Source organism: Psychrobacillus sp. BL-248-WT-3, from assembly GCF_012843435.1.
GTDB lineage: Bacteria > Bacillota > Bacilli > Bacillales_A > Planococcaceae > Psychrobacillus.
In genome coordinates this window covers 1-26,191 of the sequence record NZ_JABAFC010000039.1, presented here as the reverse complement: position 1 = coordinate 26,191, position 26,191 = coordinate 1, and the positions used below count along the sequence as shown (strand labels likewise).

21 protein-coding genes and 1 riboswitch are annotated in these 26,191 nt (G+C 38.2%); of the genes, 12 read left to right on the top strand and 9 right to left on the bottom strand.

Annotated elements, in window-relative coordinates:
• Window positions 1–2: 2 nt before the first annotated feature.
• From HF876_RS15970 to HF876_RS15950, 5 genes are all read right to left on the bottom strand, one after another.
• Window positions 3–866, bottom strand: a complete 864-nt coding sequence (locus tag HF876_RS15970) for a MetQ/NlpA family ABC transporter substrate-binding protein (RefSeq protein WP_169361042.1) — start codon at window positions 864–866, stop codon at window positions 3–5.
• An 11-nt stretch (window positions 867–877) separates the two neighbouring features.
• On the bottom strand, window positions 878–1,540 hold the full coding sequence (locus HF876_RS15965) for a methionine ABC transporter permease (protein ID WP_169361041.1): 663 nt from the start codon (window positions 1,538–1,540) through the stop codon (window positions 878–880).
• Window positions 1,530–2,555: a methionine ABC transporter ATP-binding protein gene (locus tag HF876_RS15960; protein WP_169361040.1), complete on the bottom strand. Its 1,026-nt coding sequence runs from the start codon at window positions 2,553–2,555 to the stop codon at window positions 1,530–1,532. The genes HF876_RS15965 and HF876_RS15960 overlap by 11 nt, the downstream gene beginning before the upstream one ends.
• 148 nt (window positions 2,556–2,703) lie before the next feature.
• Window positions 2,704–2,812, bottom strand: a riboswitch (SAM riboswitch).
• A 594-nt stretch (window positions 2,813–3,406) separates the two neighbouring features.
• Window positions 3,407–3,715 carry an AzlD domain-containing protein gene (locus HF876_RS15955; protein ID WP_169361039.1) on the bottom strand — a complete coding sequence of 103 codons (309 nt, stop codon included), beginning with the start codon at window positions 3,713–3,715 and terminating at the stop codon, window positions 3,407–3,409.
• A gap of 1 nt (window position 3,716) precedes the next feature.
• Window positions 3,717–4,400 (bottom strand): AzlC family ABC transporter permease, encoded by a 684-nt coding sequence (locus HF876_RS15950; RefSeq protein ID WP_169361054.1) that lies wholly within the window; start codon window positions 4,398–4,400, stop codon window positions 3,717–3,719.
• 134 nt (window positions 4,401–4,534) lie between these two features.
• On the opposite strand from HF876_RS15950, the gene HF876_RS15945 reads away from it, so the two are divergent.
• The 9 genes from HF876_RS15945 to HF876_RS15905 all read left to right on the top strand — a co-directional run bounded on the left by HF876_RS15945 (window position 4,535) and on the right by HF876_RS15905 (window position 19,115).
• Window positions 4,535–5,176 (top strand): TVP38/TMEM64 family protein, encoded by a 642-nt coding sequence (locus HF876_RS15945; protein ID WP_169361038.1) that lies wholly within the window; start codon window positions 4,535–4,537, stop codon window positions 5,174–5,176.
• On the top strand, window positions 5,169–5,717 hold the full coding sequence (lepB, locus tag HF876_RS15940; RefSeq protein WP_240949799.1) for a signal peptidase I: 549 nt from the start codon (window positions 5,169–5,171) through the stop codon (window positions 5,715–5,717). Before HF876_RS15945 ends, lepB begins: the two co-directional genes overlap by 8 nt.
• Window positions 5,718–5,796: 79 nt before the next feature.
• Complete coding sequence (gene addB / locus HF876_RS15935; protein WP_169361037.1) at window positions 5,797–9,291, top strand: helicase-exonuclease AddAB subunit AddB; 3,495 nt, start codon at window positions 5,797–5,799, stop codon at window positions 9,289–9,291.
• Window positions 9,278–12,991, top strand: coding sequence for a helicase-exonuclease AddAB subunit AddA (addA, locus tag HF876_RS15930; protein ID WP_169361036.1), 3,714 nt, complete (start codon window positions 9,278–9,280; stop codon window positions 12,989–12,991). The genes addB and addA overlap by 14 nt, the downstream gene beginning before the upstream one ends.
• A gap of 11 nt (window positions 12,992–13,002) precedes the next feature.
• The gene (locus HF876_RS15925) at window positions 13,003–14,163 is read left to right on the top strand and encodes a DUF418 domain-containing protein (protein ID WP_346764094.1); all 1,161 of its coding nucleotides are present in this window, start codon (window positions 13,003–13,005) and stop codon (window positions 14,161–14,163) included.
• 78 nt (window positions 14,164–14,241) lie between these two features.
• Window positions 14,242–15,138 (top strand): fumarylacetoacetate hydrolase family protein, encoded by an 897-nt coding sequence (locus tag HF876_RS15920; RefSeq protein ID WP_169361034.1) that lies wholly within the window; start codon window positions 14,242–14,244, stop codon window positions 15,136–15,138.
• 57 nt (window positions 15,139–15,195) lie between these two features.
• The gene (locus HF876_RS15915) at window positions 15,196–15,558 is read left to right on the top strand and encodes a YisL family protein (RefSeq protein ID WP_169361033.1); all 363 of its coding nucleotides are present in this window, start codon (window positions 15,196–15,198) and stop codon (window positions 15,556–15,558) included.
• Window positions 15,559–15,844: 286 nt separating this feature from the next.
• On the top strand, window positions 15,845–16,654 hold the full coding sequence (locus HF876_RS15910) for an AAA family ATPase (RefSeq protein ID WP_169361032.1): 810 nt from the start codon (window positions 15,845–15,847) through the stop codon (window positions 16,652–16,654).
• Window positions 16,655–17,672: 1,018 nt separating this feature from the next.
• A complete protein-coding gene (locus HF876_RS15905; protein WP_169361031.1) occupies window positions 17,673–19,115 on the top strand; it encodes an alpha-amylase family glycosyl hydrolase in 1,443 nt (480 codons plus the stop codon).
• A 313-nt stretch (window positions 19,116–19,428) separates the two neighbouring features.
• Here the strand turns inward: HF876_RS15905 and HF876_RS15900 are convergent, their stop codons facing one another.
• The 3 genes from HF876_RS15900 to HF876_RS15890 form a co-directional block, all read right to left on the bottom strand.
• Window positions 19,429–19,932, bottom strand: a complete 504-nt coding sequence (locus HF876_RS15900; protein ID WP_169361030.1) for a DUF3231 family protein — start codon at window positions 19,930–19,932, stop codon at window positions 19,429–19,431.
• 138 nt (window positions 19,933–20,070) lie between these two features.
• Window positions 20,071–20,922 (bottom strand): DegV family protein, encoded by an 852-nt coding sequence (locus tag HF876_RS15895; protein ID WP_169361029.1) that lies wholly within the window; start codon window positions 20,920–20,922, stop codon window positions 20,071–20,073.
• A gap of 29 nt (window positions 20,923–20,951) precedes the next feature.
• A complete protein-coding gene (locus tag HF876_RS15890; RefSeq protein ID WP_169361028.1) occupies window positions 20,952–21,761 on the bottom strand; it encodes a Cof-type HAD-IIB family hydrolase in 810 nt (269 codons plus the stop codon).
• A 134-nt stretch (window positions 21,762–21,895) separates the two neighbouring features.
• On the opposite strand from HF876_RS15890, the gene HF876_RS15885 reads away from it, so the two are divergent.
• Entirely contained in the window at window positions 21,896–22,654 is a 759-nt protein-coding gene (locus HF876_RS15885; RefSeq protein WP_169361027.1) for a prolyl oligopeptidase family serine peptidase, read from the top strand.
• A gap of 48 nt (window positions 22,655–22,702) precedes the next feature.
• Window positions 22,703–23,011, top strand: coding sequence for a metal-sulfur cluster assembly factor (locus HF876_RS15880; RefSeq protein ID WP_169361026.1), 309 nt, complete (start codon window positions 22,703–22,705; stop codon window positions 23,009–23,011).
• A gap of 120 nt (window positions 23,012–23,131) precedes the next feature.
• Here HF876_RS15880 and HF876_RS19305 read toward each other — a convergent pair whose 3' ends face one another.
• The gene (locus tag HF876_RS19305; RefSeq protein WP_251556041.1) at window positions 23,132–23,824 is read right to left on the bottom strand and encodes a Crp/Fnr family transcriptional regulator; all 693 of its coding nucleotides are present in this window, start codon (window positions 23,822–23,824) and stop codon (window positions 23,132–23,134) included.
• A gap of 141 nt (window positions 23,825–23,965) precedes the next feature.
• Here HF876_RS19305 and HF876_RS15870 point away from each other — a divergent pair, with 141 nt between their 5' ends.
• Entirely contained in the window at window positions 23,966–26,092 is a 2,127-nt protein-coding gene (locus tag HF876_RS15870; protein ID WP_169361025.1) for an ATP-dependent Clp protease ATP-binding subunit, read from the top strand.
• Window positions 26,093–26,191: the final 99 nt, after the last annotated feature.

Genomic DNA, 26,191 nt, shown 5'->3' with positions numbered 1-26,191 from the left:
TTTTATTTGATTAGATCTTCAAATGTTTGATCTAGTTGTTCCTGCGTTAAAATTACTAAAGCGGATCCGCCTTTTGTATCCTCGGTGATAACTTTCTGGATATCTTCTTCTTGATATAATTCGACAATACGTGTGTATGTTTCGTTATTTTTGTCTTCTCCACGGGCTACTATTGTGTTGACATAAGGATAGATGGATTCATCCTTTCCTTCTTCTTTATATATAGGGTCCTCACCAGGTGAGAAGCCAGCCTGACCGGCAACACCGTTATTAATGATAGAAGCAGTAACGTCCGGCAGCACTCGTGGTGTTTGTTGGGCAACCATAGGAATAATATCTAAGTTCAATGGGTTTTCTACAATGCCGCTTGGATCTCCAAAAAGCCCGAAGCTGTCTGAAAGGGTGATTAAATCAGCAGACTCTAACAAACGAAGTGCACGAGCCTGGTTAGATGGATCATCTGGAATAGCAATTTTATCGCCTTTTTTGATTTCACTGATGTCTTTAATTTTTTCCGAATAAACGCCAAGAGGAGCAAACATGGTTGAACCAATTGGAACAAGGTCATTTCCACTTTCTTTTACATATTGAGAAAGGAAGGAAATATGCTGGAAGGCATTTAAATCGATATCTCCCTGTGCTAAGGCATTATTGGGTAAAGTGTAGTCTGCAAACTCGATTAACTCAATTTCAATTCCTTCTTTAGCTGCTTTCTCTTTTAAAACTGGCCATTGGGCACCATCAGAGCCATTCACACCAATTTTCACCTTAACTGTATCCTTGTCTGAAGCAGCTGAAGAGTCGTTACAAGCTGCTAAGACTATTGCTGCCAGAAGAGCAATGACTAATAAACTAATTTTTTTCATATCTATTCTCCTTATCGTCTGATGAATTTTTTAGATAATGCATTTCCTAACCACTGGGCAAGCTGAACTAAAACGATGAGTATTATAACGGTTACGAGCATAACGCTTCCGTCGAAACGCTGATATCCATAGGTCATTGCTATATGACCGAGTCCGCCTCCACCGACTGTTCCTGCCACAGCAGAAAAGTCTATTAAGCTAACAGTTATAAAGGTTAAGCCGAGAATAAGAGGTCCTAAAGCTTCAGGTATTAAAACGGTAAATATAATTCGTAATGGACTTGCACCCATCGCTTGCGCTGCTTCAATCACCCCAGGATCTATGCTTACTAAGTTATTTTCCACAACTCGAGCTATAGAAAAGCTGGCGACAATCGTCATTGGGAAAATGGCGGCCGCAGTACCAATCGTTGAACCCATCACTAATCTTGTGAGCTGAGAGATGGCTACTAAAAAGATGATAAAGGGGATTGGTCGAATAATATTGATTAATATGTTCAACACTTGAAAAACAATTTTATTTTCTAAAATGTTTCTTTCTCGTGTTACGAATAATAGAAGACCAATCGTTATTCCTAAAATAGAACCAAATACTAAAGTGGCAATAACCATAATAATGGTCTCTCCTGTTGCTTCTACAATTCTTGGCCAGAAAGTACTCCAATCAACCTTCATGCTTTGCCACCTCCTGAATGTCAACGATTGTCTCTAGCTCATTAATGGCACTTTGAATTGCCACGGTGTCGCCTTCAAAAGACACTATTAAATCTCCAAAAAGCCTTTCCTGTAACTCTCGTATAGAACCATAAACAATATTGAAATGAATGCGATGCTTCTGAGTTACTTGAGATAAAATGGCTTTATTTGTTACGTCTCCCTTGAAGATTACTCGATAAAAGCCGTTGCCTCCTCGAGAACGCCAATCCTCTAAAATTTGAGGAGAAGGTAAATCCTGTTGCACCGATCGTATAAAGCGCTGAGAGGTAAGATGCTGTGGATCAGTAAATACATCGAATACGTCTCCTGATTCAATAACCTCTCCATTTTCCATGACAGCTACTCGATCGCAAATGGACTGAATGACGTGCATTTCATGTGTGATTAACAAAATGGTAATTCCAAATTCCTTATTCACCTTTTTAAGTAAGCGAAGGATTTCTGCAGTAGTTTCTGGATCCAATGCAGAAGTTGCTTCGTCACAAATGAGAATATCAGGTGAGGTAGCAAGTGCCCGAGCAATACCAACACGTTGTTTTTGACCACCAGACAACTGGCTTGGATAATCTTTCTCCTTATCAGAGAGCCCGACAAAGCTAAGAAGTTCGTTCACCCTTTTTGTAATTTCATTTTTACTCAAGCCTGCTAGCTTTAGAGGATAAGCAATATTTCCGCCAACTGTGCGAGAGTGGAACAAGTTAAAGTTTTGAAAAATCATTCCAATATTTCTTCGTCTTGCTCGTAACTGTTTGGAAGTCAATGATTTGACATCGATATTCTGAATAAATACAGAGCCTGCAGAAGGACGTTCCAGCATATTAACTAGTCGGAGCAGCGTACTCTTTCCCGCACCACTAAATCCTATGATGCCAAATATCTCACCTTCTTTTATTTTTAGAGAAACATCTTTTACTGCATGCACCTCCCGCTTGCCAAGACGAAAGGTCTTGGAAACATTTTTAAACTCGATCATTCAAATTACCTCCTCATACATCATTGGTTCGTTACAGACAAAAGATAGTCATCTACCTTTCTATCACGAGAAAAAGAGAGCTTCCTTGTTCTTATCTAAAAACGATAAGAAAAAGAAAGCTCTCCAAAATTTACGAAAAAGCCAACTTTTCTCATCTTTCAAGCAGTGTGCTTGCAGGAGTTGGCACAGTATTCAAAGATTTGAACCTGTTGCCGAAACGTCATAGGGCCTGATCCCTCGGTTTCTCTAGATAAGAAAGTGATGTGCTATTTAATTGTTGTAAGAATTGTTTTAAACTTTAAACAATAAAAACATAACCGTCAAGAGGTTTTTAAAAATAGGGTAATTTGAACCACTTAATTGATTAATTGAATATAAATTTTTGAAGGGCTCAAAAAAATAATAAATAACATAGTTTTATATTCATGGATGAGCTATAAGGCTATGTTAAAGAGTAGGGGTGATTTATGATGCATACAAAAGAAATCTATAAATCAGAGAGTTGAATTGATTTCCGCGCCAACCGGACGCTTTCCGTGGGGTGAGCGATAAGCCATCACCCATCGCTTGCGCGCGTGGTTGTGATGTCTTATCTGTCTCACTCATCCCACTGGAGTCGCCGTCTGGCGCTCCAATCAATAAATAGGAACATCCTTGATACATCGATATATTGATTATAAATTTACTTGCATAAACAAAGCAAAAAAACTGTTGCCAACCCCAATTTCATAATTTATTTGATAGTCATTTGAATATGTTTACAGTCACTATAAATAAGAATTGTTAGTCCAAATAAGCCAATAACTTTAACAAAGCTTTAATAAATAAAAATTTTTAAAGAAGTTAAACCTTTATATAAAGAGGCTATAAACTGCTAAAAAACCAACTGTTCCAAGGACGACAACCATCACATTTTGAAATAAAAAAGCGAGAGTAAAAGCAATGATCGCACCTATAAAACCAAAAAATATATCGCCTTCTTGTATGTATAAAACTGCTGGAAATATTAATGCTCCTAAAACAGCAAAAGGTATATTACGTAATATACCTGAAATAACAGGTGGCAGTTCCTTGCCTTCCAAAAATGTTAAAGGAAATGCCCGAGGAATGTAAGTAACAACTGCCATGCCAAAGAGCATCCACCAATACCAACTACCCAATTTATAACACTCCTTTTGGCAAGCTTTTTTGTTTTCTTGCATAGATGATTTCAACTAGAATAGAAGAAGCAAGCGTTGCGACTAATATAGCCCATCCAGTAGAAAGTAAGCTAGTCCAGTAAAAAAAAGCATTAATCACAGCAGAAATGAGGGCTAGCATCACTACTTTTCGGTTACCCTTCATAGACGGGACTAGTAATCCTATGAACATGGCATATAAAGCTATAGCCATCGCTGCTTTTAAAAAAGCAGGGAGGTTTGCACCAATCGCATGACCAATTGCAGTGAAGACAACCCAGCTACTATAGGCAATAATCACGACACCAAATGCAAACGGGGTGGAAATTTTCTCGCCTTTTTTAGTAGCAAGAACCGAAAAGGCTTCGTCCGTTATCCCAAATGCATAAATGCCTTTAATCCATCGTTTCTCGCTTTGCATCTTTTCATTGAGTGATGCCGTCATAAGAAAGTGACGGATATTTACTACAAAAGTATTTAATACAATTAATATAGGGTCTACCCCTTTTGTTATAAGCGTTAAGGACATATATTGGGCTGCTCCAGCGTAAACAAATATGCTCATGGCGGTTGACTCCAGAAGAGACAATCCTGAGGTTTTTGCTAATAGGCCAAAGGTGAGAGCCACGGGAAAATAACCAATAGCGATACTTAGTCCATCCCGCATCCCGCTCGCGAAAAATCTATTCACAAAATATTCACATCCTTTTTACATAATGAAAAAATTATACTATAAGAGTATAGTTTTATGTATACAATAAAAGGGGAAAGTATAAATATACATAGGCGGAGGAGAGAGACATGCCAGATTGGTTATCGTTTGAGACACTTACTGATTTAACAAAAGAATATCGGACACTTGGCCCGATTATCGGCATTCTTCTGCCCTTTCTGGAAGCCTTTCTGCCATTTTTACCATTAGTCGTTTTTATCGTTGCTAACGTAGCTGCTTATGGTTTATTGTTTGGATTTTTATTATCATGGGTTGGTTCCTTTGTTGGAGCTTATACCGTCTTTTTAGTTATTCGTAAATATGGACGGGCCAGAGTTTTAGGTTTTATAACTAGGCATGAAAGAATACAAAAATTAATATTATGGGTAGAGAGGAATGGTTTTGGACCACTATTCCTATTGATCTGTTTCCCTTTTACTCCATCTGCTCTGGTTAATATCGTAGCAGGGTTATCAAATATAAAAAAACATACGTATTTATGGACTGTAGCCTCAGGAAAGCTCATTATGATTTTTGTCGTTAGCTTTATCGGCTCAGATCTTAAAGCACTTGTGACACAACCGGTTCGAACTGCAATTGTTATCCTAATTATTGCTATCTTATGGTTTATAGGAAAGCATGTGGAAAAAAGAATTGAAAAGAGAGTAGAAGAAGACATAAGTGGAGTCAATATAAAAAGAAAGAGAAAAAGAGGAGAGACATTTGAGTAAATTTAAGCAGGAGACAATGGAATGGGTCATTGCCATAACTATCGCTATAGCTATTGTAGTCATAGTTCGAATGTTTCTTGTAACAAATTATGAAGTTAGTGGTAAGTCGATGATGCCAACCCTTGCGGATAAGGATAGGGTTTTAATTAGTAAAATCTCACCGATCAACCGTATGGACGTCATCATTTTTAACAATGGTGAGGAAGACTTTGTAAAGCGTGTTATTGGGTTGCCGGGAGATACAATCCGGTATGAAAATGATGAGCTATTTGTGAACGAAAAACAGGTAAAGGAGCCATTTCTAGAAAGTAATCTTGCTTATAAAAATCCAGATGAACATTTTACGGAAGACTTTAATTTACTTGAACTAACTGGCAGTAAAACGGTACCGGAAGGCAAACTTTTTGTACTAGGAGATAATCGAATTGCTAGTCTAGACAGTCGGTATTTTCATTTTATAGATAAAGATGAAGTTATTGGAGAGGTTAAATTCAAATACCTTCCATTGGCAGATGCTACCTTCAATTTTACGTCCGAATAATTTCCCTCACTTGACTATGTTTTGTACAATAGAGAGTAGGAGATTATTCGTTTTTTTTATGGAAAGGAGCTTGTTTAGCTTGTCATTACGAATTATTAGTGGTCGGTCTGGATCCGGTAAGACAAAGTTTATGCAACAAGAAATTGTTCAATCAGTAAATGCGGCTCCATTCGGAGATCCGATTTTTTATATAGTACCTGACCAAATGTCATTTTCCAGTGAATATGACATGGCCGCTGATTCAGGGGTAACTGGAATTATTCGCGCCCAAGTGAGTACATTTAAACGGCTTGCCTGGCGTGTTCTTCAAGAAACAGGTGGGATAGCTAAAGAAGAGATTAGCGGCTTTGGCTATCGTATGCTTATTCGTAGCTTATTAGAGGACAACAAGGACGAATTTACTTTGTTTAAGCGTGCATCTACTAAGCGAGGGTTCACCGACCAAATAGAGGTGCTATTGAAGGAATTTAGTCGTTATTGCGTGGACTCCTCTTCGATGAGCAATGCCTTTAGCAGCTTAAAGGCTGTCGATGCCCCTCAAACATTATTAGATAAATCCTCGGATATTATGATGATGCTTGATTTAATCGAACAAAGGCTAGGGACAAGCTATGTAGACGGAGAAGGGTATTTAACACTACTCGCAAATAATATTAAGGACTCCTATCTTTTGGAAACCTCAGAAATTTATATTGATGGTTTCACCTCCTTTACCGCTCGAGAACTAGAAATTATCCAAGCATTGATGAAAAAGGTAAAAAGACTATCTATCGCACTGCCAATGGAGAGTCTTTCAGATGCCTTTGATGAGCAATCTCTTTTCTTCCAGCCTGCTAATACAGCTGCTAGATTAATTGAAATGGCTCAGACTGAAAACATTCAGGTAGAGGAAACGAAGCATTTTACAGATCAAAGACGGTTCGTAGCAGAAGAGCTTGCTCATATTGAAGCTAATTTCGACCAAATCCCAACTCCTCAAGTTATGTCTAATGGAGCACTAAGGCTAACGGAGGCGATGAATAGACGCGCCGAGATTCATGCAGTTGCTAGACAAATTAGAGATTTAGCTCAATTTAAAAATGTCCGCTATAACGAAATGGCAATATTACACCGAGATACTGAAAGTTATGAAGGGCTAATAGAGACAACTTTTCCCCAATATGAAATCCCATTTTTTATAAGTAAAAAGAAATCTATGCTTCACCATCCTCTGATCGAGCTCAGCAGAACGGTTTTAGAAATTATTCAATCGGACTGGAAATATGAGCCGATGTTCCGAGCGATTAAAACGGATCTATTCTTCCCGATTGATGCACCTAAAACGATGTGGAGAGAACGAGCAGATCGTTTAGAGAATTTCGTGCTGTCCTTTGGTATATACGGGGATAGATGGTTCGATAGTCGAAGATGGGTGTACAAAAAGTATAGAGGCCTAGAATTCTATTCAAAGGTACAAACGGATGAAGAGCTTAGTATTCAGGCTGATATTCACGCGGCGAGAGATATTCTTATCCAGCCGATAAAGAATTTGGCAGATGCCCTGGAGGAATGTAATACAGGAAGAGAAATTGCTATTGCGCTCTATACCTTTATGGAATCCTTACAGGTGTACGAAAAACTGCAAAAACTTAAAGAAGTGGAGGAGGAAAGCGGACAGCTGTTGCTGGCTACAGAGCATGACCAAGCGTGGAATGAATGGGTCGATGTGCTAGATCAATTTGTTCTAATGTTCGGAGAGAAGGAAATGTCTCTCGAAGAGACTATGAAAATACTTGACGAGGGCTATGACCAGCTAGAGTTTTCTCGCATTCCTCCATCGATTGATCAGGTGATTGTTGGAAACGTTGATACTGCGCGTCTGACGAATATAAAAGCGGTTTTTGTAGTTGGAGTGAACGATGGTGTGTTTCCAAAAAGAATCGATCACGAGGGCTTGCTGTCGGATACGGAGCGTGAGTGGTTCGCCCAAGTAGGCTTTGAGCTCGCACCGACTTCTCGAATGAGATTGCTCGATGAAAATTACTTGACTTATAAAGCCTTTGCTACGCCTTCTCACTATTTGTATGTTTCCTATGCTATTGCCGATAGTGAAGGGAAGGCTCAGTTGCCTTCTATGTATATTAGTAAGCTCCAACAGCTTGTAGGAGGGGTACCACTAGAGATAGCGGTAATCGATCCTTCTGATGTAAAGGATCCTAGCTTTAGTATGACGTTAATCAGCCACCCGAGAACTACTCTTGCTTACCTGTCGATGCAGTTACGACAGGCTTTACAGTCTGGAGAGTTATCAGATGAATGGCAGGCTGTGTATCAGTATTATATGGAGGATCCTTATTGGTCTACGCTTATTAAGCGAATTATTCGCCCAATGCTGCGTGGAAACAAAACAGACCTTCTATCCTCGGATATAACGGCTGCTTTATACGGAGAAACGATTAATTCCAGTGTTTCAAGAGTTGAAAAGTATTATAGCTGTCCGTTTGCCCACTTTGCTGGGTATGGGTTAAAGCTAGAGGAGCGTTCAGAATATCGCTTAGAGGCACCGGCTATGGGAGATCTTTTTCATGCTGCAATGAAATGGATTTCAGATGAAACCTCTCGCTTAGATTTAACGTGGGGACAGTTGACTAGAGCCCAATGCATGCAGTTTGCCAAGCAGGCAGTCGACCATATCGTACCAATTTTTGTGCATCAGCTATTGTTGAGTACGAATCGTTATCGTTATATTCAAAGAAAATTAGAGCAAATCGTCGGAAACACGTTAGTGGCATTAAGCAGACATTCCAAAGTATCTGGCTTCGTACCAATTGCTATCGAGGCAGGCTTTGGTCCAGGCGAACAATTGCCACCTCTAGAGATACCATTAAAACATAGACGTAAGATGCAATTGCGTGGAAGAATTGACCGAGTGGACGCAGCGAATGTAAATGGCAATATGTTCATGCGCATCATTGATTATAAGTCCTCCAAAAAAGGTCTTGATCTCAATGAAGTGTATCACGGTATTTCCTTACAGCTGTTAACGTACTTAGACGTCGCTGTAGAAAACGCTAAAATATGGCTCCAGGAAGAAGCAGAGCCTGCTGGTGTACTTTACGTTCATATGCATAATCCGTTTATTCAAAGCGAGAAGGAATTAGAGGATGAGGAGCTACAGGATTCCATATATAAATCCTATAAAATGAATGGACTGTTGTTATCCGACCCAGAAGTGATTACAGAGATGGACGAGCAAATAGATGGTTTTTCGAAGGTTATTCCTGTCCGGATGAACAAGGACGGCAGCCTTTCCAAATCCTCCTCTAAAGTAGTAGAACCAAATCAAATGAAACTTCTTCAAACCTTTGTCCGTAAAAAGCATGAACAGGCTGGGAACGGCATGAACGCAGGAGACACGAGAGTATATCCATATGTCATGAAGGATAAGATGCCTTGCCAATTTTGCTCATATAGGAGCGTTTGTCAATTCGACCCGCAGGATCCGGAGCAAAAGGTCCGAGTGTTAAAAGTAGATAAACTAGATGTTATAGCGGACAAGATACAAAAGGAGATGAGTACAAATGAAGATTCCTAAGATGCCAGATGATTTAACTTGGACACCAGCGCAGTGGAAGGCAATCTGGGCAACTGGTTCAGATGTGCTCGTAGCTGCCGCTGCAGGTTCTGGTAAAACAGCTGTGCTCATCGATCGACTTATACAAAAGGTGATTGCAAAGGAAAATCCAATAAACGTAGATGAATTGCTAGTCGTTACATTCACAAATGCTTCGGCAGCAGAAATGCGTCATCGAATGAGAGAGGCGTTAGAAAAAGCGATTGCCTTGGACCCTAACTCCAATCATTTAAGAAAGCAGCTGACGTTGTTAAACAAAGCACAGATTTCCACCTTGCACTCCTTTTGTTTAAACATTGTGCGTCAGTATTCCTATATGCTGACAATCGATCCGGGCTTTCGAATAGCAGATGACACAGAGGCAGCTCTTCTACGCGACGATGTTCTTGCAGACATCCTAGAAGAAGCATACCAGACAGAAAATCCAGACGCTATGTATCTATTATCCGACAGCTTCACCTCCGATCGAGATGACCAATCGATTGAAGTGATGATCGATAAGTTATATACGTATGCTCGTGTGCATCCAGAGCCAAAGAAATGGCTACTGGCTATCCCGGAAGCTTATGAGCTAGACAGTGACATGACGATAGATGAACTGCCATTCATCGACCCATTAAAGCTCGCAATTATTTATCAGCTGGAGGAAGCGATGGCGCTGGCAGAGGATATTCGAAAGCTCGCGAATCTTCCTGACGGTCCTGCTCCACTTGGAGAGACGGCTATAAATGATCAACAACTTATACAGGAAGCCATACGCTTACTGAAGATGGGGAGCTGGCAGGACACGTATTATTACTTCCAAGGATTAAAGTGGGGAAAAGCTGCCTCCATTCGAAAGGATTCCTGTGATGAAGAGCTGAAAAAGAAGGCTACGAGTAAGAGGAATAAGGCTAAAAAGGTAGTCAACGATCTCAAGGACAAATATTTTACGCGAACACCTGAACGACTTTTAGAAGAGATGAGATTGATGGCTCCTCACCTAAAAACATTAGTAAATCTTGCTATTTCTTATGGAGAAAGATACACTGCAGCAAAAAATGATAGAGGGCTAGTAGACTTTTCTGACCTCGAGCATTATGCCTTAGAGATACTCACTGACCATGATGAGGACGGAAATTTAGTCTCTTCCGCAATTGCAAAGGAATATCAGGAGCGATTTAAAGAAGTGCTCGTGGATGAATACCAGGATACTAATAATCTCCAAGAAACTATTCTTCAATTAGTTAAAAGCGGTGATGAATTAACTGGGAACATGTTCATGGTTGGCGATGTAAAACAATCTATTTACAGGTTCAGACTTGCAGAGCCTATGCTTTTTCTTGGAAAGTATCGCGTATTTAATGAAGAGCCATTAGATTCTGGAGTGAAAATTGATTTGAATGCAAACTTCAGAAGTCGTCAAGAAGTGCTCCATGGAACGAACTATATCTTCCAACAAATTATGGGTAAAAATGTTGGAGAAATAGATTATGATGATGCTGCTTCCCTAAAGCCTCAAGCTCCATATGATGACAAAGACGCAGCGGTAGAGCTTGCGTTGTTATATGAAGTGGAGGATGGTAGTGCCGAGGTAGATGCAGATGAGGAAGGTTTTTCATCTGTTGATGCCGAGGAGGAATTAAAAAAATCCCAAGCAGAGGCACGTTATATCATTTCAAAAATAAAAGAAATGATCGCGAGCGGACATACAGTCTATGATCCATGGAAAAAGAAAGAACGCCCTGTTCAATATAGCGATATGGTCATTCTTATGCGGTCCATGACCTGGTCGCAGGAAGTCAATGAACAGTTTAAAGAGGCAGGAATTCCTTTATATGCAGAGCTTTCCAAAGGTTACTTTGAAGCGATAGAAGTTCTAATCATGCTACATACCCTACGTACAATTGATAATCCTTACCAGGATATTTCACTAGCTTCTGTTCTTCGAGCACCTTTCGTTGGCTTAACTGAATCAGAGCTTGCGCTTATCCGATTAGCTGCACCGAAGGAATCATTTTATGAAGCGTTGAAGCTATTTGTCTCTAGTGGAGGAGCAGGCTTATCCTCTGAAACGGCAGAGAAGCTCCAAAGATTCCTGCTACAATTTGAAGATTGGAGAGATCTTAGTAGAAGAGGCTCTTTGGCAGACTTAATATGGCAAATCTATTTGGACACCCATTACTATGAAATAGTAGGCTCTATGCCTAACGGAAAACAGCGCCAAGCGAACCTGCGTGTGTTACATGACCGAGCAGTTGCTTATGAAAAGACATCCTTCCGTGGATTGTTCCGTTTCTTACGTTTTATAGATCGGATGAGAAAGCGCGGAGACGATTTAGGCGCAGCTAGATCTATTAGTGAAAAAGAAAATGTTGTTCGCTTAATGACCATCCATTCCTCCAAAGGTCTGGAATTTCCTGTCGTGTTCCTCGCAGGGATGGGAAGACCATTTAACCAAATGGACTTTAACGAGTCATATTTATTTGATCAAACCTTTGGACTTGCCGTAAAGGCAATAGACCCTATCAAACGTATTTCTTTCACATCGCTTCCATTCCTAGCGGTAAAAGAAAAGAAACAAATGGAACTAAAAGCAGAGGAAATGCGAGTTCTCTATGTGGCGATGACTCGTGCCAAGGAGCACTTATTCCTAGTAGCTACTATAAAGGATTTAGCAAAAACCCTAGACAAATGGGAGGATTCTCAAACGCTTATGAGTGATGAAATGATCCCAGATTATAAAAGGGCAAAAGCGAAAGGATATTTGGATTGGATAGGTCCTGCTCTTGCTCGACACCGAGATTATAGTCAGTTATCTCAAATAAACGAGGCAAACATAGTGGAGGGTCCCTCCAAGTGGAATATAGTTGCTAAGCATATAGATGAGCTTAAAGTTCACCAGGAAGAAGAGAAAAAAGAGGAAACTTCACTTCAGGAACTATTGCAGTTGGAAAATCCAGCGTTATTAGAAGATGTTAAGAAAATCTTTGATACGCGCTACGAATTTGAAGCTTCCACTCATAAACGTTCTAAGCAGTCAGTGAGCGAGATGAAGCGCCTACAATTATTGTCCGAGCGCCATGATGAAGAGTTCTTTGGCCCTACTACTACTCCTGTAAAAAGTAAAGTGGCTAAGCGTCCTTTCTTTTTACAGGAAGGAACGAAATTGACAGGAGCCGAAGCAGGTACGGCTGTCCATGCGTTTATGCAGCATGTAGATTTATCTGAACGAAAGACCGCCGAACAAGTACTGGCATTTGCAGAGAGACTAAAAGAACGAGAAATCATTACTAATGCTGAAAAAGAAGCGATTAATCCAGAAAAGATGGTCCCTTTCTTTCATTCTGAAATGGCCGAACGTTTAAGGATTGCTAAAAACGTTATGAGAGAATTTCCTTTTACCTATGCTTTAGTTGACCAAGATGGCGATAAGCAGATTGTCCAAGGGGTTGTAGACTGTTTATTCCAAGAGGAAGATGGACGGTGGGTGCTGCTAGATTATAAAACAGATAAAGTAAAGCATTTACAAAGCAACGAGGATCTTTTACTAAAAGAGATGAAAAATAGATACGCAATACAGCTTTCATTATATGAAAAGGCTATCGAAGACATATTGAAGGTCGATATAAAAGAGAAAGTATTATATCTATTTGATATAAATAAAACAGTAATTATTTAGGGGGAAGTTTGGTGATTTTACCGACGCAAGAAAAAGAAAGAATCATTTCTATCGATGTAATGAGAGGCTTTGCTTTACTAGGAATTTTCGTAGTGAATATGCTATTTTTTCATGGTCCGTATATTTATGTGAATCCATATGACTGGTATCAAACTCCATCTGATCAAGAAACCTATAAGTGGATTGATATTTTCGTACAAGGCAGTGTCTATCCGCTGTTTGCAATGCTATTTGGATACGGATTAGCAATGCAATTTATGAAGTCGGAGGCAAAGGGCACATCCTTTTCCCGCCTCGCAGTAAGAAGGCTATTGATACTACTAGGAATTGGGTGTATTCATGCATTTTTAATTTGGTCTGGTGACATTTTGATTACCTATGCATTAGCCGGATTGTGTTTAATCGTATTAATGAAATTAAAGCCACTTTGGTTAATAATAATCGCAGCTGTTTTGTATTTAATACCGAATGGCCTGTTAACTGGATTGGTATACTTAATGACAAAAGTAGCCCCTGAAGAGTCCGTTCTTTATACAGCAATTCAAAAGGTAGAGGAATCGGCCGTAGCCTATTCACAAGGATCATGGTTCGATGTGTTTGGACAAAGATTAGCTGATTGGTTTTATATGCAAGGATACGGTTTAAATGTAGTGCTTATTCTTTGTACGATATTACCGCTTTTAATGATTGGATCGGCGGCTGCAAAGCTAAGACTAATCGAACGAGCAAGAGAGCTGAAGCTATTTTGGATCATTACAGTAATTGTTACAATGGCAGCAGGAACAGCTATTAAATGGTTACCGTTTAATAAAGGCGATGATTTATTTACAATGACGGTCCAAGACACTTTTGGAGGGCCTCTTCAAGCAATTGCTTACGGTGGCTTCCTTGCATTGATTTGTACAATTCCTATAGTAGGAAAACTATTATCCCCAATTGCTAAAGCTGGAAGAATGTCTATGACCATTTATTTAATGCAATCTATTCTTGCAACTACCATTTTCTACGGTTACGGATTTGGTTTATACGGTAAGGTCGACATAGCCACAGGTACATGGATGGCAATAGGAATATATGTAATTCAAATTATTTTTGCAGAAATATGGTTTACTAAGTTTAAACAAGGTCCTGTCGAATTATTGTGGAGAAAACTGACTTATTCGAAAATATGATCGAAAAAGATGAAATTAAACAAAGTTTGTAATAGACTATATTAATAGATTCAAATTTCTTTAGAGGAGTGTTTATAGATGAAGCTATTGTCATACCGATTAAACGATAAAATTTATTTTGGTCCAAAAGTAAAAAAAGAAGAAGCAGTATGGGATGTACTTACTATTCAAGAAGAATTACAAGTACTACCTAATTTTCCTGCAACTATCGTCCAAGGTGTCAGCTTCGGGATGGATTTTATTGAACAAATACGTGTTTTAATAGAAACAGCTTTAAAAGAAGAGGATCCAAATCGTTTTAAACGCTCATTTACAGAAATTGAATGGCTATCACCGATACCTCGCACACCCAAAAATGTAATGGCAATTGGTAAAAACTATGCCGATCATGCAAAGGAAATGGGTGGGGTAGCGGAGGACTTTGTTGTATTTACAAAGGCTCCGACAACAATTGCCGCAGATGAACAAACGTTACCAGTCCACTCAGAGGTTACTTCTTCGTTAGATTACGAAGGGGAGCTTGCAATCGTAATAGGAAAAGAAGGAAAGAATATTCCTTCTAAATTAGCCTATGATTATGTATTTGGTTACACAATTGCTAATGATATTACCGCACGAGATCTTCAAAAGAAACATCAGCAGTTCTTCTTAGGTAAAAGTTTAGATTGGTCATGTCCTATGGGACCTTATGTGGTAACGAAGGATGAAATTCCAAATCCTCAGGACCTAACGATTGTTACAAAAGTTAACGATGAAATTCGTCAAAATGGTGTTACCTCCGATATGATTTATTCGGTTGAGAATATTATTTGTGAGATATCAAAAATTGTAACTTTGGAGCCCGGAGATGTTATTTTAACAGGTACGCCTGCAGGAGTAGGTAAGGGATTCAATCCTCCAAAATTCTTAAAATCAGGCGATATTGTGAAAGTTTCTATTGAAGGAATCGGAACGCTTGTAAACAAGTTTGAGTAATGGTAGTTTAAAAGTGGTATAGTAAAGATATATTAAAATTAACGTTGAGGTGAAACAATGGATTTCTTAGCAAGTACGCACTTACACATAACAACTTGGGTAGTAGCATTAATTTTGTTTTTTGTTGCTCTAGCAATGTCTAATTCAAAGGTTGTTCAGATAATTTTACGTTTAGATTATTTGCTTATCATCCTTACAGGAGTTGCTTTATTCATCAAAGGGATGGATTATGGAGAAGGCATGCTGTATGGCTTGAAGTTTATAGCCGGTATTCTTGTAATTGGTATGATGGAAATGACTTTAGTTAAAAAAGCAAAAGGTAAACCATATACGACGTTCCTTGTATTAGTATTTGTGTTCTTCTTTGTTGCTTTATTCCTTGGATTCAAGCTTCCAATGGGTATTAACTTTTTAGCATAATAATTAAAACTCTCATGTTTACATGGGAGTTTTTTTGTATTTAAATAAAAAGTTTATGCCCATTGTAATACAGGGAAGAGCGATGGTAGATTTTTGCTTCGGTAGACGCTATCCTTATCGTGAGCTAGAAGCTATTATCCATATCTTACGTGATGATTTATAGTCCCTTTAAGAAGGCTATGGTGAAAATGAAGGTTTATTTAAGATTCAACCCTCTAGAGCAATAATAAAAAAATGATAATATTGATTATAGCTATTCATTATTCCAAAAGGGAGGTTAACCCATATGATCTATCTGAAAAGCTTCAAGCTTTCACTTCATACAGTCAATAATCCAAATGCATATCCATACAATGTGTTTAGAAAAATAACTGGAGAAGTGTTAGTCTTTCATAACATTACAGTAGTGTATGGTAACAATGGTTCCGGTAAGTCCACACTATTAAATTTAATGGCAAACAAGCTTAAAATTACGGGGGCTGAGGAAATAACAAATAATAGCCATAACATATACCCGTTAGATTACATATCAGAATGTTCCTACGCGCTAGGTGAAAATAAGAGTGACGGAGAGTCAGATCAACTACCGTATAATAGTTTGTACATCAAAAGCGAAGATATTTTATATGAGATCAAGAAGATTCAGCAGGAGGCGGTTCTTAAGGAAGGTTACCTGTACCAACACTCTAGGTTGGGATATACTAAGGAACGTTTGGAAGAGTTGAAACATTCTTCACAGATGTACAAACAAATGAAGATTATGAAATTTTCTAATGAGAAGTATTCTAACGGTGAGACATCCATGCAGATATTTGATGAATATCTTGTCCCAAACGGATTATACTTGCTCGATGAACCTGAAACCTCTCTTTCTCCTACAAACCAAATTAAGTTGGCAGAAGAAATCAATAAACTCGCAAGGTTTTTTGACTGTCAATTTATTATAGCGACACATTCTCCATTTATGTTGGGAACATTAGATGCTAAGATTTATAATCTTGACGCACCCCTTTTGACAACAAATAGATGGACTGAGCTTGAAAACGTAAGATTTTTCTACGACTTTTTCAATAAACGGAAGAATGAATTTGAATAATCAGCAGAAACATCTGCAGCTTCAGAACGCATAAAATAGCCAACCAAACTCGCCAATTAATGGTTGAATAAATAAAGTAATATACTACTAATAACGTTTTGAAAAAAATAAGTAAGAACTTCTATATAAAAAAAGCCTATAGCTCGCGAAATTGCATCTTCGCGAGCTTCTTGACCATTAGAAAATATTTTTATTCCTTTATTAGCTAAAATGCCTTTATTCCGTTTCTAATAGTTGAAGGGAGGCGACGGATAGAATTAAGCCATAAGATTACCGAAAGTAGAGTGTTGTCGTGACGTTAGTCACGACAACACTCCAAAATTTCTCGTTAATGATATGGCCATAGCTATCCCAAAGCCGACCGGAAACGAATAGACAATGGCTTAAGGTTTTAATATCTCAAAATAGGAAGTAAGGATTTACTGGTTTATCATTAAAGATATAGATATTCTTCTTATTAGCTTTTCAAAAAAATAAGTAAGAATTATTCTTTAAAAAAGCGAAGAGTTCGCGAAATTGCATCTTCGCGAGTCGCTTGACCATTCGAAAAGTTATTTATTCTTTCATTAGCTAAAACGCCTTTATTCCTTTTCTAATAGTTGTAGGGAGGCGACGGATAGAATTAAGCCATAAGATTACCGAAATTAGAGTGTTGTCGTGACGGTAGTCACGACAACACTCCTAAAACTTCTCCGATAATGATATGGCCAAAGTCTATCCAAAAGCCGACCGGAAACAAATAGATTCCGACTGAAGACTTTCAATATCTAAAAGGAACTTAAAAAATTCTTCAATACAGCAGTAATGTCTTAGCAAAAGCCGACCGGAAACGATTAGAAACCCTAGAAGCTATTAATATGACACAGTTTGGACGAATACTTTTTTATTTTCTACGTATTTCTTTTTAAAACATAGCGATTGAAACGTAGCTTTGTTAAAATTAACGATGATAAGTCTTGTTTTAGGGTATAAATAAACAAGACAATTTTATGTTGACCCGATGTAGAGGAGGATTACCTTGAAATTTAAAAAATGGCTTGTTTGTAGTGTACTTTTCAGCAGCCTATGGATGACAACTGCTTTTAGTGCTCAAGCAGCGGATTCATCTATACAAAATGAAAGTATTTATGACTTATACGTTGACCGATATTTTAATAGCACAGTCGCAAATGACTACAATGTTAATACGAAAGATCATCTAGCCTTCGCTGGAGGAGATTTTAAAGGAATCATGGACAAAATGGATCACATACGTGATTTAGGCTTTTCAATACTCTCTATCGGTCCAGTTTTCTCAACGGAATCCTATGATGGTAAAGCAATTTTAGATTTTAATGAAATTGAAAAACATTTTGGAACAGCTGATGAATTAGAAGCTTTGATTGAGAAAACACATAATCAAAAGATGAAACTAATGATAGAATTTCCATTGAATAACTATAGTGCGCAGCATACTTGGGCCAGTGAAGAGGACAAGCAAGATTGGATCATGTCCAAAGACGGCGTACTAAAACTAGATTTAGAAAATCCAGAAGTCCAAATTGAACTTAAAGACACTATTGTAGCTTTTGCTACTAAGTACAAAATTGATGGAGTGAAGCTTTCTGAAATAGAAGGCGCACCTACAGAATTTATAAACGAAATGATTACAGCCTTAAAAGAAGTAAGAAATCCAATGTATGTTATAGCATTAGAGGAAAGCGATGCGAATTTTGATGTCAACTATTCAGAACAACGTATGGTCGCACTAAGAGATGCGTTCAAAAACACGGATTACCCTTCAGATGTTATTAGTTCGGTTGAATCCAATGACTTACTCCTAATTGACAATTTAGTATCAGAACGTTTTACTTACCATAGTGCTTTGGAAAACATGTTCCCTCCGACGCGCATTCGCGCTGCTATTGGAACACTACTGACACTACCTGGAGTACCTTATATGACATATGGAACGGAAATTGCCATGAACGGTCAGGTACCAGAAGAAAGCCATCAAATCATGAATTTTCGTGTAGATGAAGAGTTAATCGAGTATATCCAAGATGTTAACTCCATTCGTAATAAATCAGATGCACTTAGATCTGGTGACATAGAAGTTCTAAAAAATGAAAATGGTTATGCAGTATATAAGCGTGAATCAGAAGAAGAAACGTTTATTATAGTTGTAAATAATACTAGCGCTACCCAACGTATTGACCTTTCTAGTGAAGTTGTAGGAGAAGACAAGGAAGTTAGAGGGATTTTTGAATCCGATTTAATTAGAACCACGGATGATGGCTCATACCGCATAGTTATTGATCGTGAAATTGTGGAAGTCTTTCAAGTAACAGACCGCAAAGGTTTAAATACAGCTTATATAATCGCAATGGTAATCTCTTATTTGTTATTTATCTTATTCCTCGTAATTGTTTGGAAAAAAGGAAAGCAAAGAAGAAGAGACGATGAAAACAAAGCGAAATAATAAAAAAACTATCTCTTGAGTGCCAAGAGATAGTTTTTTTAGTTAGAAAGATAAATTGAATTGATGTCTAGCTCCACCGCCTTGCCCCTCGGGGTCAAATGGATAAAAGCTCCGGTGGCTGAGGAACTGCCTCCTCGCTTTTCTCTATTTGCCTGTCGGGGCAGTGACAGGCGCTTGCGCTTTTCTTGATGTCCAGCTTCATCGCCTTGCCCCTCGGGGTCAAATGGATAAAAGCTCCGGTGGCTGAGGAACTGCCTCCTCGCTTTTCTGCATTTGCCTGTCGGGGCAGTGACAGGCGCTTGCGCTTTTCTTGTTAGTGATGTTCTGTATGAAGTGGAGGTAGGATTAACCAACCTTTTTCCTTCGTTAACTGCAATAATTTTGCACCTAATTGAGCTTTTTTCATATGGAATTGGCCATACATGGTAGCTATGTCTTCTCTTGTAGAAATGCCCATTGCCTTACTGCAGGCTACTAATCCTGAAGCGCCATCGATTGCTAACGCAGCTGCAATTTCAGGATCATTGAATTTTGCACCTGGTGGGATATTTTCTACTTGAGCTACAGGACGCTCAGGAGGGGCAGGTGGAAGTCCAATGCCATTTTCCTTGAGAATCCTTTCCAAATACTTGTTTTCATCTTTCATGGCATCCACGGAATCTTCAAGAATTTTTTTTAGATCTGTATCTCCAGCGTGATTATAAAAGGTTTGGTGTGCAGCAATTAATCCTTGGTTGGTTGTTAAATTAGTCCAAATAGCAAAAACTTCACCACAATGTAATGGTTGCTCTTTTTGATTCCCAGATAAAATACCCATTTTTTCACTCCATTTCGTCATAAGTCGACATGATTTATTCAGGTCGACCTTATTATGTGACAACATGGAGGAACTATTCTAATTCCAATAAAAAAGACAAATCTGCTGGAAGATTTGTCTTTTAATCTATTAAAAGTTTTATGCTTCTTTGTTCAAAAAGAAGACAGAGATTGCTCCGGGGCCAGTGTGGGCACCAATGGTGGAACCAATCAGATGAATTTCTACATCTGTAGGCTGCATTTTTTCTAATATCATTTCTTTTAGTTCTTGTGCTCGATCTAATACGTCTGCATGACTAATAGCAATTACTTGTCCTTCTAAATTTCCTCCGCGTTCCTCTACTAATTCTACTATACGTTTCATTACTTTTTTAGTGCCGCGAATTTTTTCAATCGGTACAAGTTTGCCCTCTTCTACATGAAGTACAGGCTTGATGTTTAACAGGCCACCGATAAATGCACTTGCTTTGGAAACTCGTCCACCGCGGGCCATATAATCTAAGTCATCTACAGTGAAAAGATGTTCCATATGTGTAGCATTCCATCTAATTTTCTCTTCAATTTCCGAAAGGCTTAGTCCTTCATTTCTTAGTTTTACTGCTTCTTTTACAAGCAGTCCATATCCAAGTGAAGCACATTTTGAATCTATGATAGTTAGCTTCATATCCGGATATGTCTCTAATAATTGTTCCTTCATCATCACAGCCGTACTATAAGTACCTGATAACTCTGAGGAGAAAGCGATGTAAATACCTTCTTCTCCTGACTTAGCAAGATCCTCAAAAATACGAAGGAAATGTTCAGGAGAAGTTTGAGAAGTTTTAGGCTGCTTACCATTTCTAATCTCTGCGTATACCTCTGTTGATACAATGTCGTTTATATCTTCATATTCTTTATCGTCAATATGAACACGAAGTGGTGCTAACTCGACTTGATTTGTTTCAAAAAATAATTTTGGTAAGTCACTTGCACTGTCGGCAAATATTCTCATTTTTGTCCTCCTAAAATTTGTGAATTATATTAATTCAATTTTAATCTTTCTTTTAAGAATTCTGCAATACCATCTTCATTATTTGTTGCAGTAATTTCATTTGCGATATTTTGCAAAGGGGAAATAGCATTACCCATTGCGACACCAACGCCAGCATATTCAATCATTTCTAAATCGTTATCCTCGTCTCCAAATGCAATAATTCTATCTTTAGGGATATTTAAATATTTGGATACATGGTCGAGACCTACTGCCTTATTCAGACCGTGTCTAACAATTTCAATAACATCCCAAGGTGCTCCCCAACGGCGGTGATCAATAACTTCTGCATGAACTTCTTTTAAATGCTTTCTAACATCATCTACTGAATTTTCCTCTGCATGTATGAGTAAACTAGTTGGATCGGCGTTTAAAAATTGTCGAAGGTCACCAGTAGTTATATTGGGATTTCCTTGTACTAAAGCGGAGATCATTTGTTCATCATGATAATGTAAGTATACGTCATCTAGGACTTCTGCGAGCATATTTTTTATCGAATAGCTTTGGACTGCCTCAACTACTTCTTTTACAACATTCAAGCTAATTGGTTTATGTATCATTTGCCATGAACGATTTCTAGGGTGATGTACGAATGCCCCATTGAAGTTGACAATAGGAGTAGTTAACCCAAGTTCATGATAATACATTTCACTTGCGCGATAGGGTCTACCCGTTGCAATCATTACTTCATGCCCTTCATCCTTAGCCTTTAATAAAATTCTTTTCGTGTTATCAGAAATAACCTTTTGGTCGGTTAATAAAGTTCCATCTAAGTCTAATACGATTAAGTGTCGTTCCATGTGCATATTCCCCCTCATCTTATTAAAGTTTATCTTGTTCCAGATGTTCCGTCAAAATGTATTGGTTCGCGATTTTGTAAAAAAACTTTTACTTTGTTAAAATAGTAATATAACGAATAAGGGGTGTATATTCAATGATTACTAATTTAGAAAATTGGGGAGACATCCCTGTGCTACATATATCAGAAGAAAACTTTACAAATAATGCTCCAGTAGTCTTCTTCCTACACGGTTTTGAAAGTGCCAAAGAGCATAATTTACACTATGCATACCAGTTAGTCAATAAAGGCTGTAGAGTTATCATGCCTGATGCTCATTTACACGGGGATCGAGATATTGAACTTGACCAAATACAGATTAGTCTTCGCTTTTGGGAGATTGTTTTAACATCTATTGAAGAGTTGGGGAAACTTAAAAACGTCTTAAAAGAACGTGGGTACGACAACGGTCAAAAGATAGCTGTTTCTGGAACCTCTATGGGTGGAATTACAACACTGGGCTGCTTAACGGCATACCCATGGATTGATGCGGCTGCTATTATGATGGGAACCCCGGGATTTGTAAACCTTGCTAAAGATCAAATGACTTTAGTTGAGCAAAGAGGATTTAAGATTCCAATGAACGAAGAAGAAAAGAAAAAAATGTTTGATACATTATCTATATTTGATGCTTCTAAACAATTAGAGAAACTAGAAAATAAGCCACTATTTTTCTGGCATGGTATGAAGGATGAAGTAGTACCGTTCGCACCTACTAACAAATTTGTGGAAGATTTGATTGAACAATATGGTGATGCTCAGATTGAGTTTATGAAAGAAAAAAGCGTTGGCCATGCAGTTTCAAGAAAAGGTATGCTTCGTTCAACGGAATGGTTAGCTAACCGTTTGGCATAATTGATATATCTTTGTTATGATGAATGAAAGATGTAAGGAGGTATTAGTATGGATCAAGATATGAAAGATAGTATGATGGCTGCCCTGGAAAATGTTATTGACCCAGAGCTAGGCGTAGATATTGTCAATTTAGGTTTAGTATATGATGTGGATCTAACTGATGAGGGACAAGCAACAGTTACGATGACACTAACTTCTATAGGTTGCCCGATGGGTCCAATGATAGTAGATCAGGTTAAAACAGCACTAGCTGAGCTACCTGAAGTTAAAGACACTGAGGTTAATATTGTCTGGAACCCACCATGGTCAAAAGACAATATGTCTCGATATGCAAAAATTGCATTAGGTATTCGATAATTATTAAGACTCCTCTAATTATAAAAGAGGACGTTTAAAACAAAACAAGGCATCTTCTGTTCAAGTCGAACAGGAGGTGCCTTGTTTGATTATATGCGTTTTTTGAATTTATGAAGCTAATTAATCTATCCGACAAACGCAAAGAGGACAGCTTTCGCACTGGTTTTCTCTTCTTAATAACTCTAAATCGTTAATTGTAATAATACCTTTATGAAACGAAATTAGACCCTCACTTTTCATATCATTTAACATTCGATTAACTACTTCCCTACTCATCGAGCAAAGGTTAGCTATTTCCTGATTAGTAAGTGAAAAATTAATTTTAATCCTACCATCAGATAATGGTTCACCATACGTGTTACACAAGCGTATTAAAGTAGAATATAGAGCGCCTTTTTTACCATAAAGCATCAAATCACGAAACCTTGTCTGGTTTTTTAAGTAAATAAGCTGTATATATTTTGTCCATTCCACCATTAACTGAGTAGAATTAACAAGGAATTTTTCTAATTTATTTTTTGGAAGCACTAATAGCTGTGTAGTCTCCAACGTAAGAGCAGAAAAACTATGATGAGTATTATCTGCGAAAACACCAGATTCACCTATACAGTTTTCGGGACCTACTATTCTTAAAGTGAGTAATTTGCCGCCCTCTGTATCTTTATTTATCGCAATAGAGCCGCTTACAATAAAATATACGTCTTGTGCTAGTTCGCCTTCTATATAAACTGAACGATCCTTCTCTAATTTTATAATAGAACCGTATTGTTTAAATAATAAACTAATATCTGGGGATACTAAAGTATGATCCACCTCAACACCACCTTTATATGTACCTATAAATATAGCATATATTCTGTTACATAAAGCTTAATACTTTACAAATTATGCTACAAGGATTTATATTTATAATAGTCAATAAAGGTCAAAGTTTTGTGAAATGGAGCTGTTAATATGCAAATGAACCAACAAGATCAAAAAAGTCCTTTAGAAACGTACGGACGTAATTTAGTAAATGCAGTAAAAGACGGCAAAATGGACCCGGTTATCGGTAGAGATCAGGAAATTCGAAATGTCATTCGTATTTTATCAAGAAAAACTAAAAATAATCCTGTCCTGATCGGAGAACCAGGGGTTGGTAAAACCGCTATTGTAGAGGGACTGGCACAAAGAATTGTAAAAAAAGATGTACCAGAGGGTTTGAAGGATAAAGAGATTTTCGAATTAGATATGAGCTCGCTAATTGCAGGAGCAAAGTATCGTGGAGAATTTGAGGAGAGACTTCAAGCAGTACTTAAGCAAATCAAAGAGAGTGAAGGAAAAATCATTTTATTTATTGATGAGATCCACACTATAGTTGGTGCTGGGAAATCAGATGGTGCCATGGATGCGGGGAATATGTTAAAGCCAATGCTCGCACGAGGAGAATTGCACTGTATTGGAGCGACTACTCTTGATGAATATCGTATGTATATTGAAAAGGATCCTGCGTTAGAGCGCCGTTTTCAGCAAGTATTAGTAAGAGAACCCTCTGTAGAGGATACAGTATCCATCCTTCGTGGTTTAAAGGAACGCTTTGAATTACATCATGGTGTACGTATACACGATCGAGCAATTGTAGCAGCATCTCAGCTTTCCAACCGCTATATTACAGAACGTTTTCTTCCTGACAAGGCAATAGACTTAATAGATGAAGCATGTGCCATGATCCGTACGGAAATAGATTCAATGCCTCAAGAGCTGGACGAAGTAACTAGAAGAATGATGCAGCTCCAAATTGAGGAGCAAGCGCTGATGAAAGAAAAGGATTCAGCTAGCAAAAAGCGATTAGAACAATTGCGTCAGGAGTTAGAGGAGTTAGACAAGTCCTCAGCAGATATGCGTAAAAAATGGGAAGCAGAAAAAGAGTCCATTCAAGTAGTTCAAAAAAAGAGAGAGCTGTTAGACCGCTATCGTAGAGAGCTAGAGGAAGCAGAAAATAAATACGATTTAAATAAAGCAGCAGAGCTACGTCATGGTAAAATACCACCTTTAGAAAAGGAACTTCAATCATATGAAGATGAGATAAACAATGATTATGATTCACGTTTACTTCGAGAAGAAGTCACTGCAGATGAAATTGCTCATATTATTTCAAGATGGACTGGCATCCCAGTAACTAAGCTGGTAGAAGGAGAAAGAGAAAAACTTCTTCGCCTTAAAGAGACATTGGGAGAACGTGTAGTTGGTCAAGATCAGGCAGTACAATTAGTGACAGAGGCTGTTTGGCGTGCACGTGCAGGTATAAAAGAACCGAATAAACCAATTGGTTCGTTTTTATTTTTAGGACCGACTGGTGTAGGAAAAACAGAGCTTGCTAAATCTTTAGCTGCTAACCTGTTTGACTCAGAGGAACACTTCATTCGTATAGACATGTCGGAATATATGGAAAAGCATAGCGTATCTCGATTAGTCGGCGCACCACCTGGATATATAGGCTATGAGGAAGGCGGTCAGTTAACAGAGGCTGTGCGAAGAAATCCATATTCAGTAGTGCTGTTAGATGAAATAGAAAAGGCTCATCCAGATGTTGCTAATATTTTGTTACAGCTAATGGATGATGGAAGGATAACCGATAGTCAGGGGAGAATCGTCAACTTTACAAATACAGTTGTCATTTTAACTTCCAATATAGGCTCCCAATACTTATCCAATACAACCGGACAAGTGTCAGAAACGGACGAGGAACTGGTAATGACCGCTCTTCGTGCACACTTCAAGCCTGAGCTATTAAACCGTATGGATGACATTATTATGTTCCATTCCTTAACGACTCATCACTTTGAAATGATAGCGAAAAAGTATGTAAAACAACTGCAAAATCGTCTGCTAGAACAGGAAGTTACTTTAGAGGTCGAGGAAGATGTCTATACGTGGATCGTGGAAGAGGGAACTGATGCTGCTTATGGCGCAAGACCGCTCAGAAGATTTATCCAACGATATCTAGAAACAGCAGTTGCAAAAATGCTAATTGGAGGGAACGTCCTGCCTGGTAGCACAATTGTAGCGAGCCTGGAGGATGGCCAGCTAATGGTGAAATAGTATCGCTATACAGCTATCAAATAAAAGAGACTGGGACAAAACCATCCTCTTAAATGAAAAAGCCGATGAAATTTTACAATAAGTAAAATTTCACCGGCT

Bases quoted from the DNA above. Each gene is read 5' to 3' on its own strand.
- HF876_RS15970 (WP_169361042.1), bottom strand. From the start codon at position 866: ATGAAAAAAATTAGTTTATTAGTCATTGCTCTTCTGGCAGCAATAGTC.
- HF876_RS15965 (WP_169361041.1), bottom strand. From the start codon at position 1,540: ATGAAGGTTGATTGGAGTACTTTCTGGCCAAGAATTGTAGAAGCAACA.
- HF876_RS15960 (WP_169361040.1), bottom strand. From the start codon at position 2,555: ATGATCGAGTTTAAAAATGTTTCCAAGACCTTTCGTCTTGGCAAGCGG.
- HF876_RS15950 (WP_169361054.1), bottom strand. From the start codon at position 4,400: ATGCGGGATGGACTAAGTATCGCTATTGGTTATTTTCCCGTGGCTCTC.
- HF876_RS15945 (WP_169361038.1), top strand. From the start codon at position 4,535: ATGCCAGATTGGTTATCGTTTGAGACACTTACTGATTTAACAAAAGAA.
- addA (WP_169361036.1), top strand. From the start codon at position 9,278: ATGAAGATTCCTAAGATGCCAGATGATTTAACTTGGACACCAGCGCAG.
- HF876_RS15920 (WP_169361034.1), top strand. From the start codon at position 14,242: ATGAAGCTATTGTCATACCGATTAAACGATAAAATTTATTTTGGTCCA.
- HF876_RS15915 (WP_169361033.1), top strand. From the start codon at position 15,196: ATGGATTTCTTAGCAAGTACGCACTTACACATAACAACTTGGGTAGTA.
- HF876_RS15910 (WP_169361032.1), top strand. From the start codon at position 15,845: ATGATCTATCTGAAAAGCTTCAAGCTTTCACTTCATACAGTCAATAAT.
- HF876_RS15900 (WP_169361030.1), bottom strand. From the start codon at position 19,932: ATGGGTATTTTATCTGGGAATCAAAAAGAGCAACCATTACATTGTGGT.
- HF876_RS15895 (WP_169361029.1), bottom strand. From the start codon at position 20,922: ATGAGAATATTTGCCGACAGTGCAAGTGACTTACCAAAATTATTTTTT.
- HF876_RS15890 (WP_169361028.1), bottom strand. From the start codon at position 21,761: ATGGAACGACACTTAATCGTATTAGACTTAGATGGAACTTTATTAACC.
- HF876_RS15885 (WP_169361027.1), top strand. From the start codon at position 21,896: ATGATTACTAATTTAGAAAATTGGGGAGACATCCCTGTGCTACATATA.
- HF876_RS15880 (WP_169361026.1), top strand. From the start codon at position 22,703: ATGGATCAAGATATGAAAGATAGTATGATGGCTGCCCTGGAAAATGTT.
- HF876_RS15870 (WP_169361025.1), top strand. From the start codon at position 23,966: ATGCAAATGAACCAACAAGATCAAAAAAGTCCTTTAGAAACGTACGGA.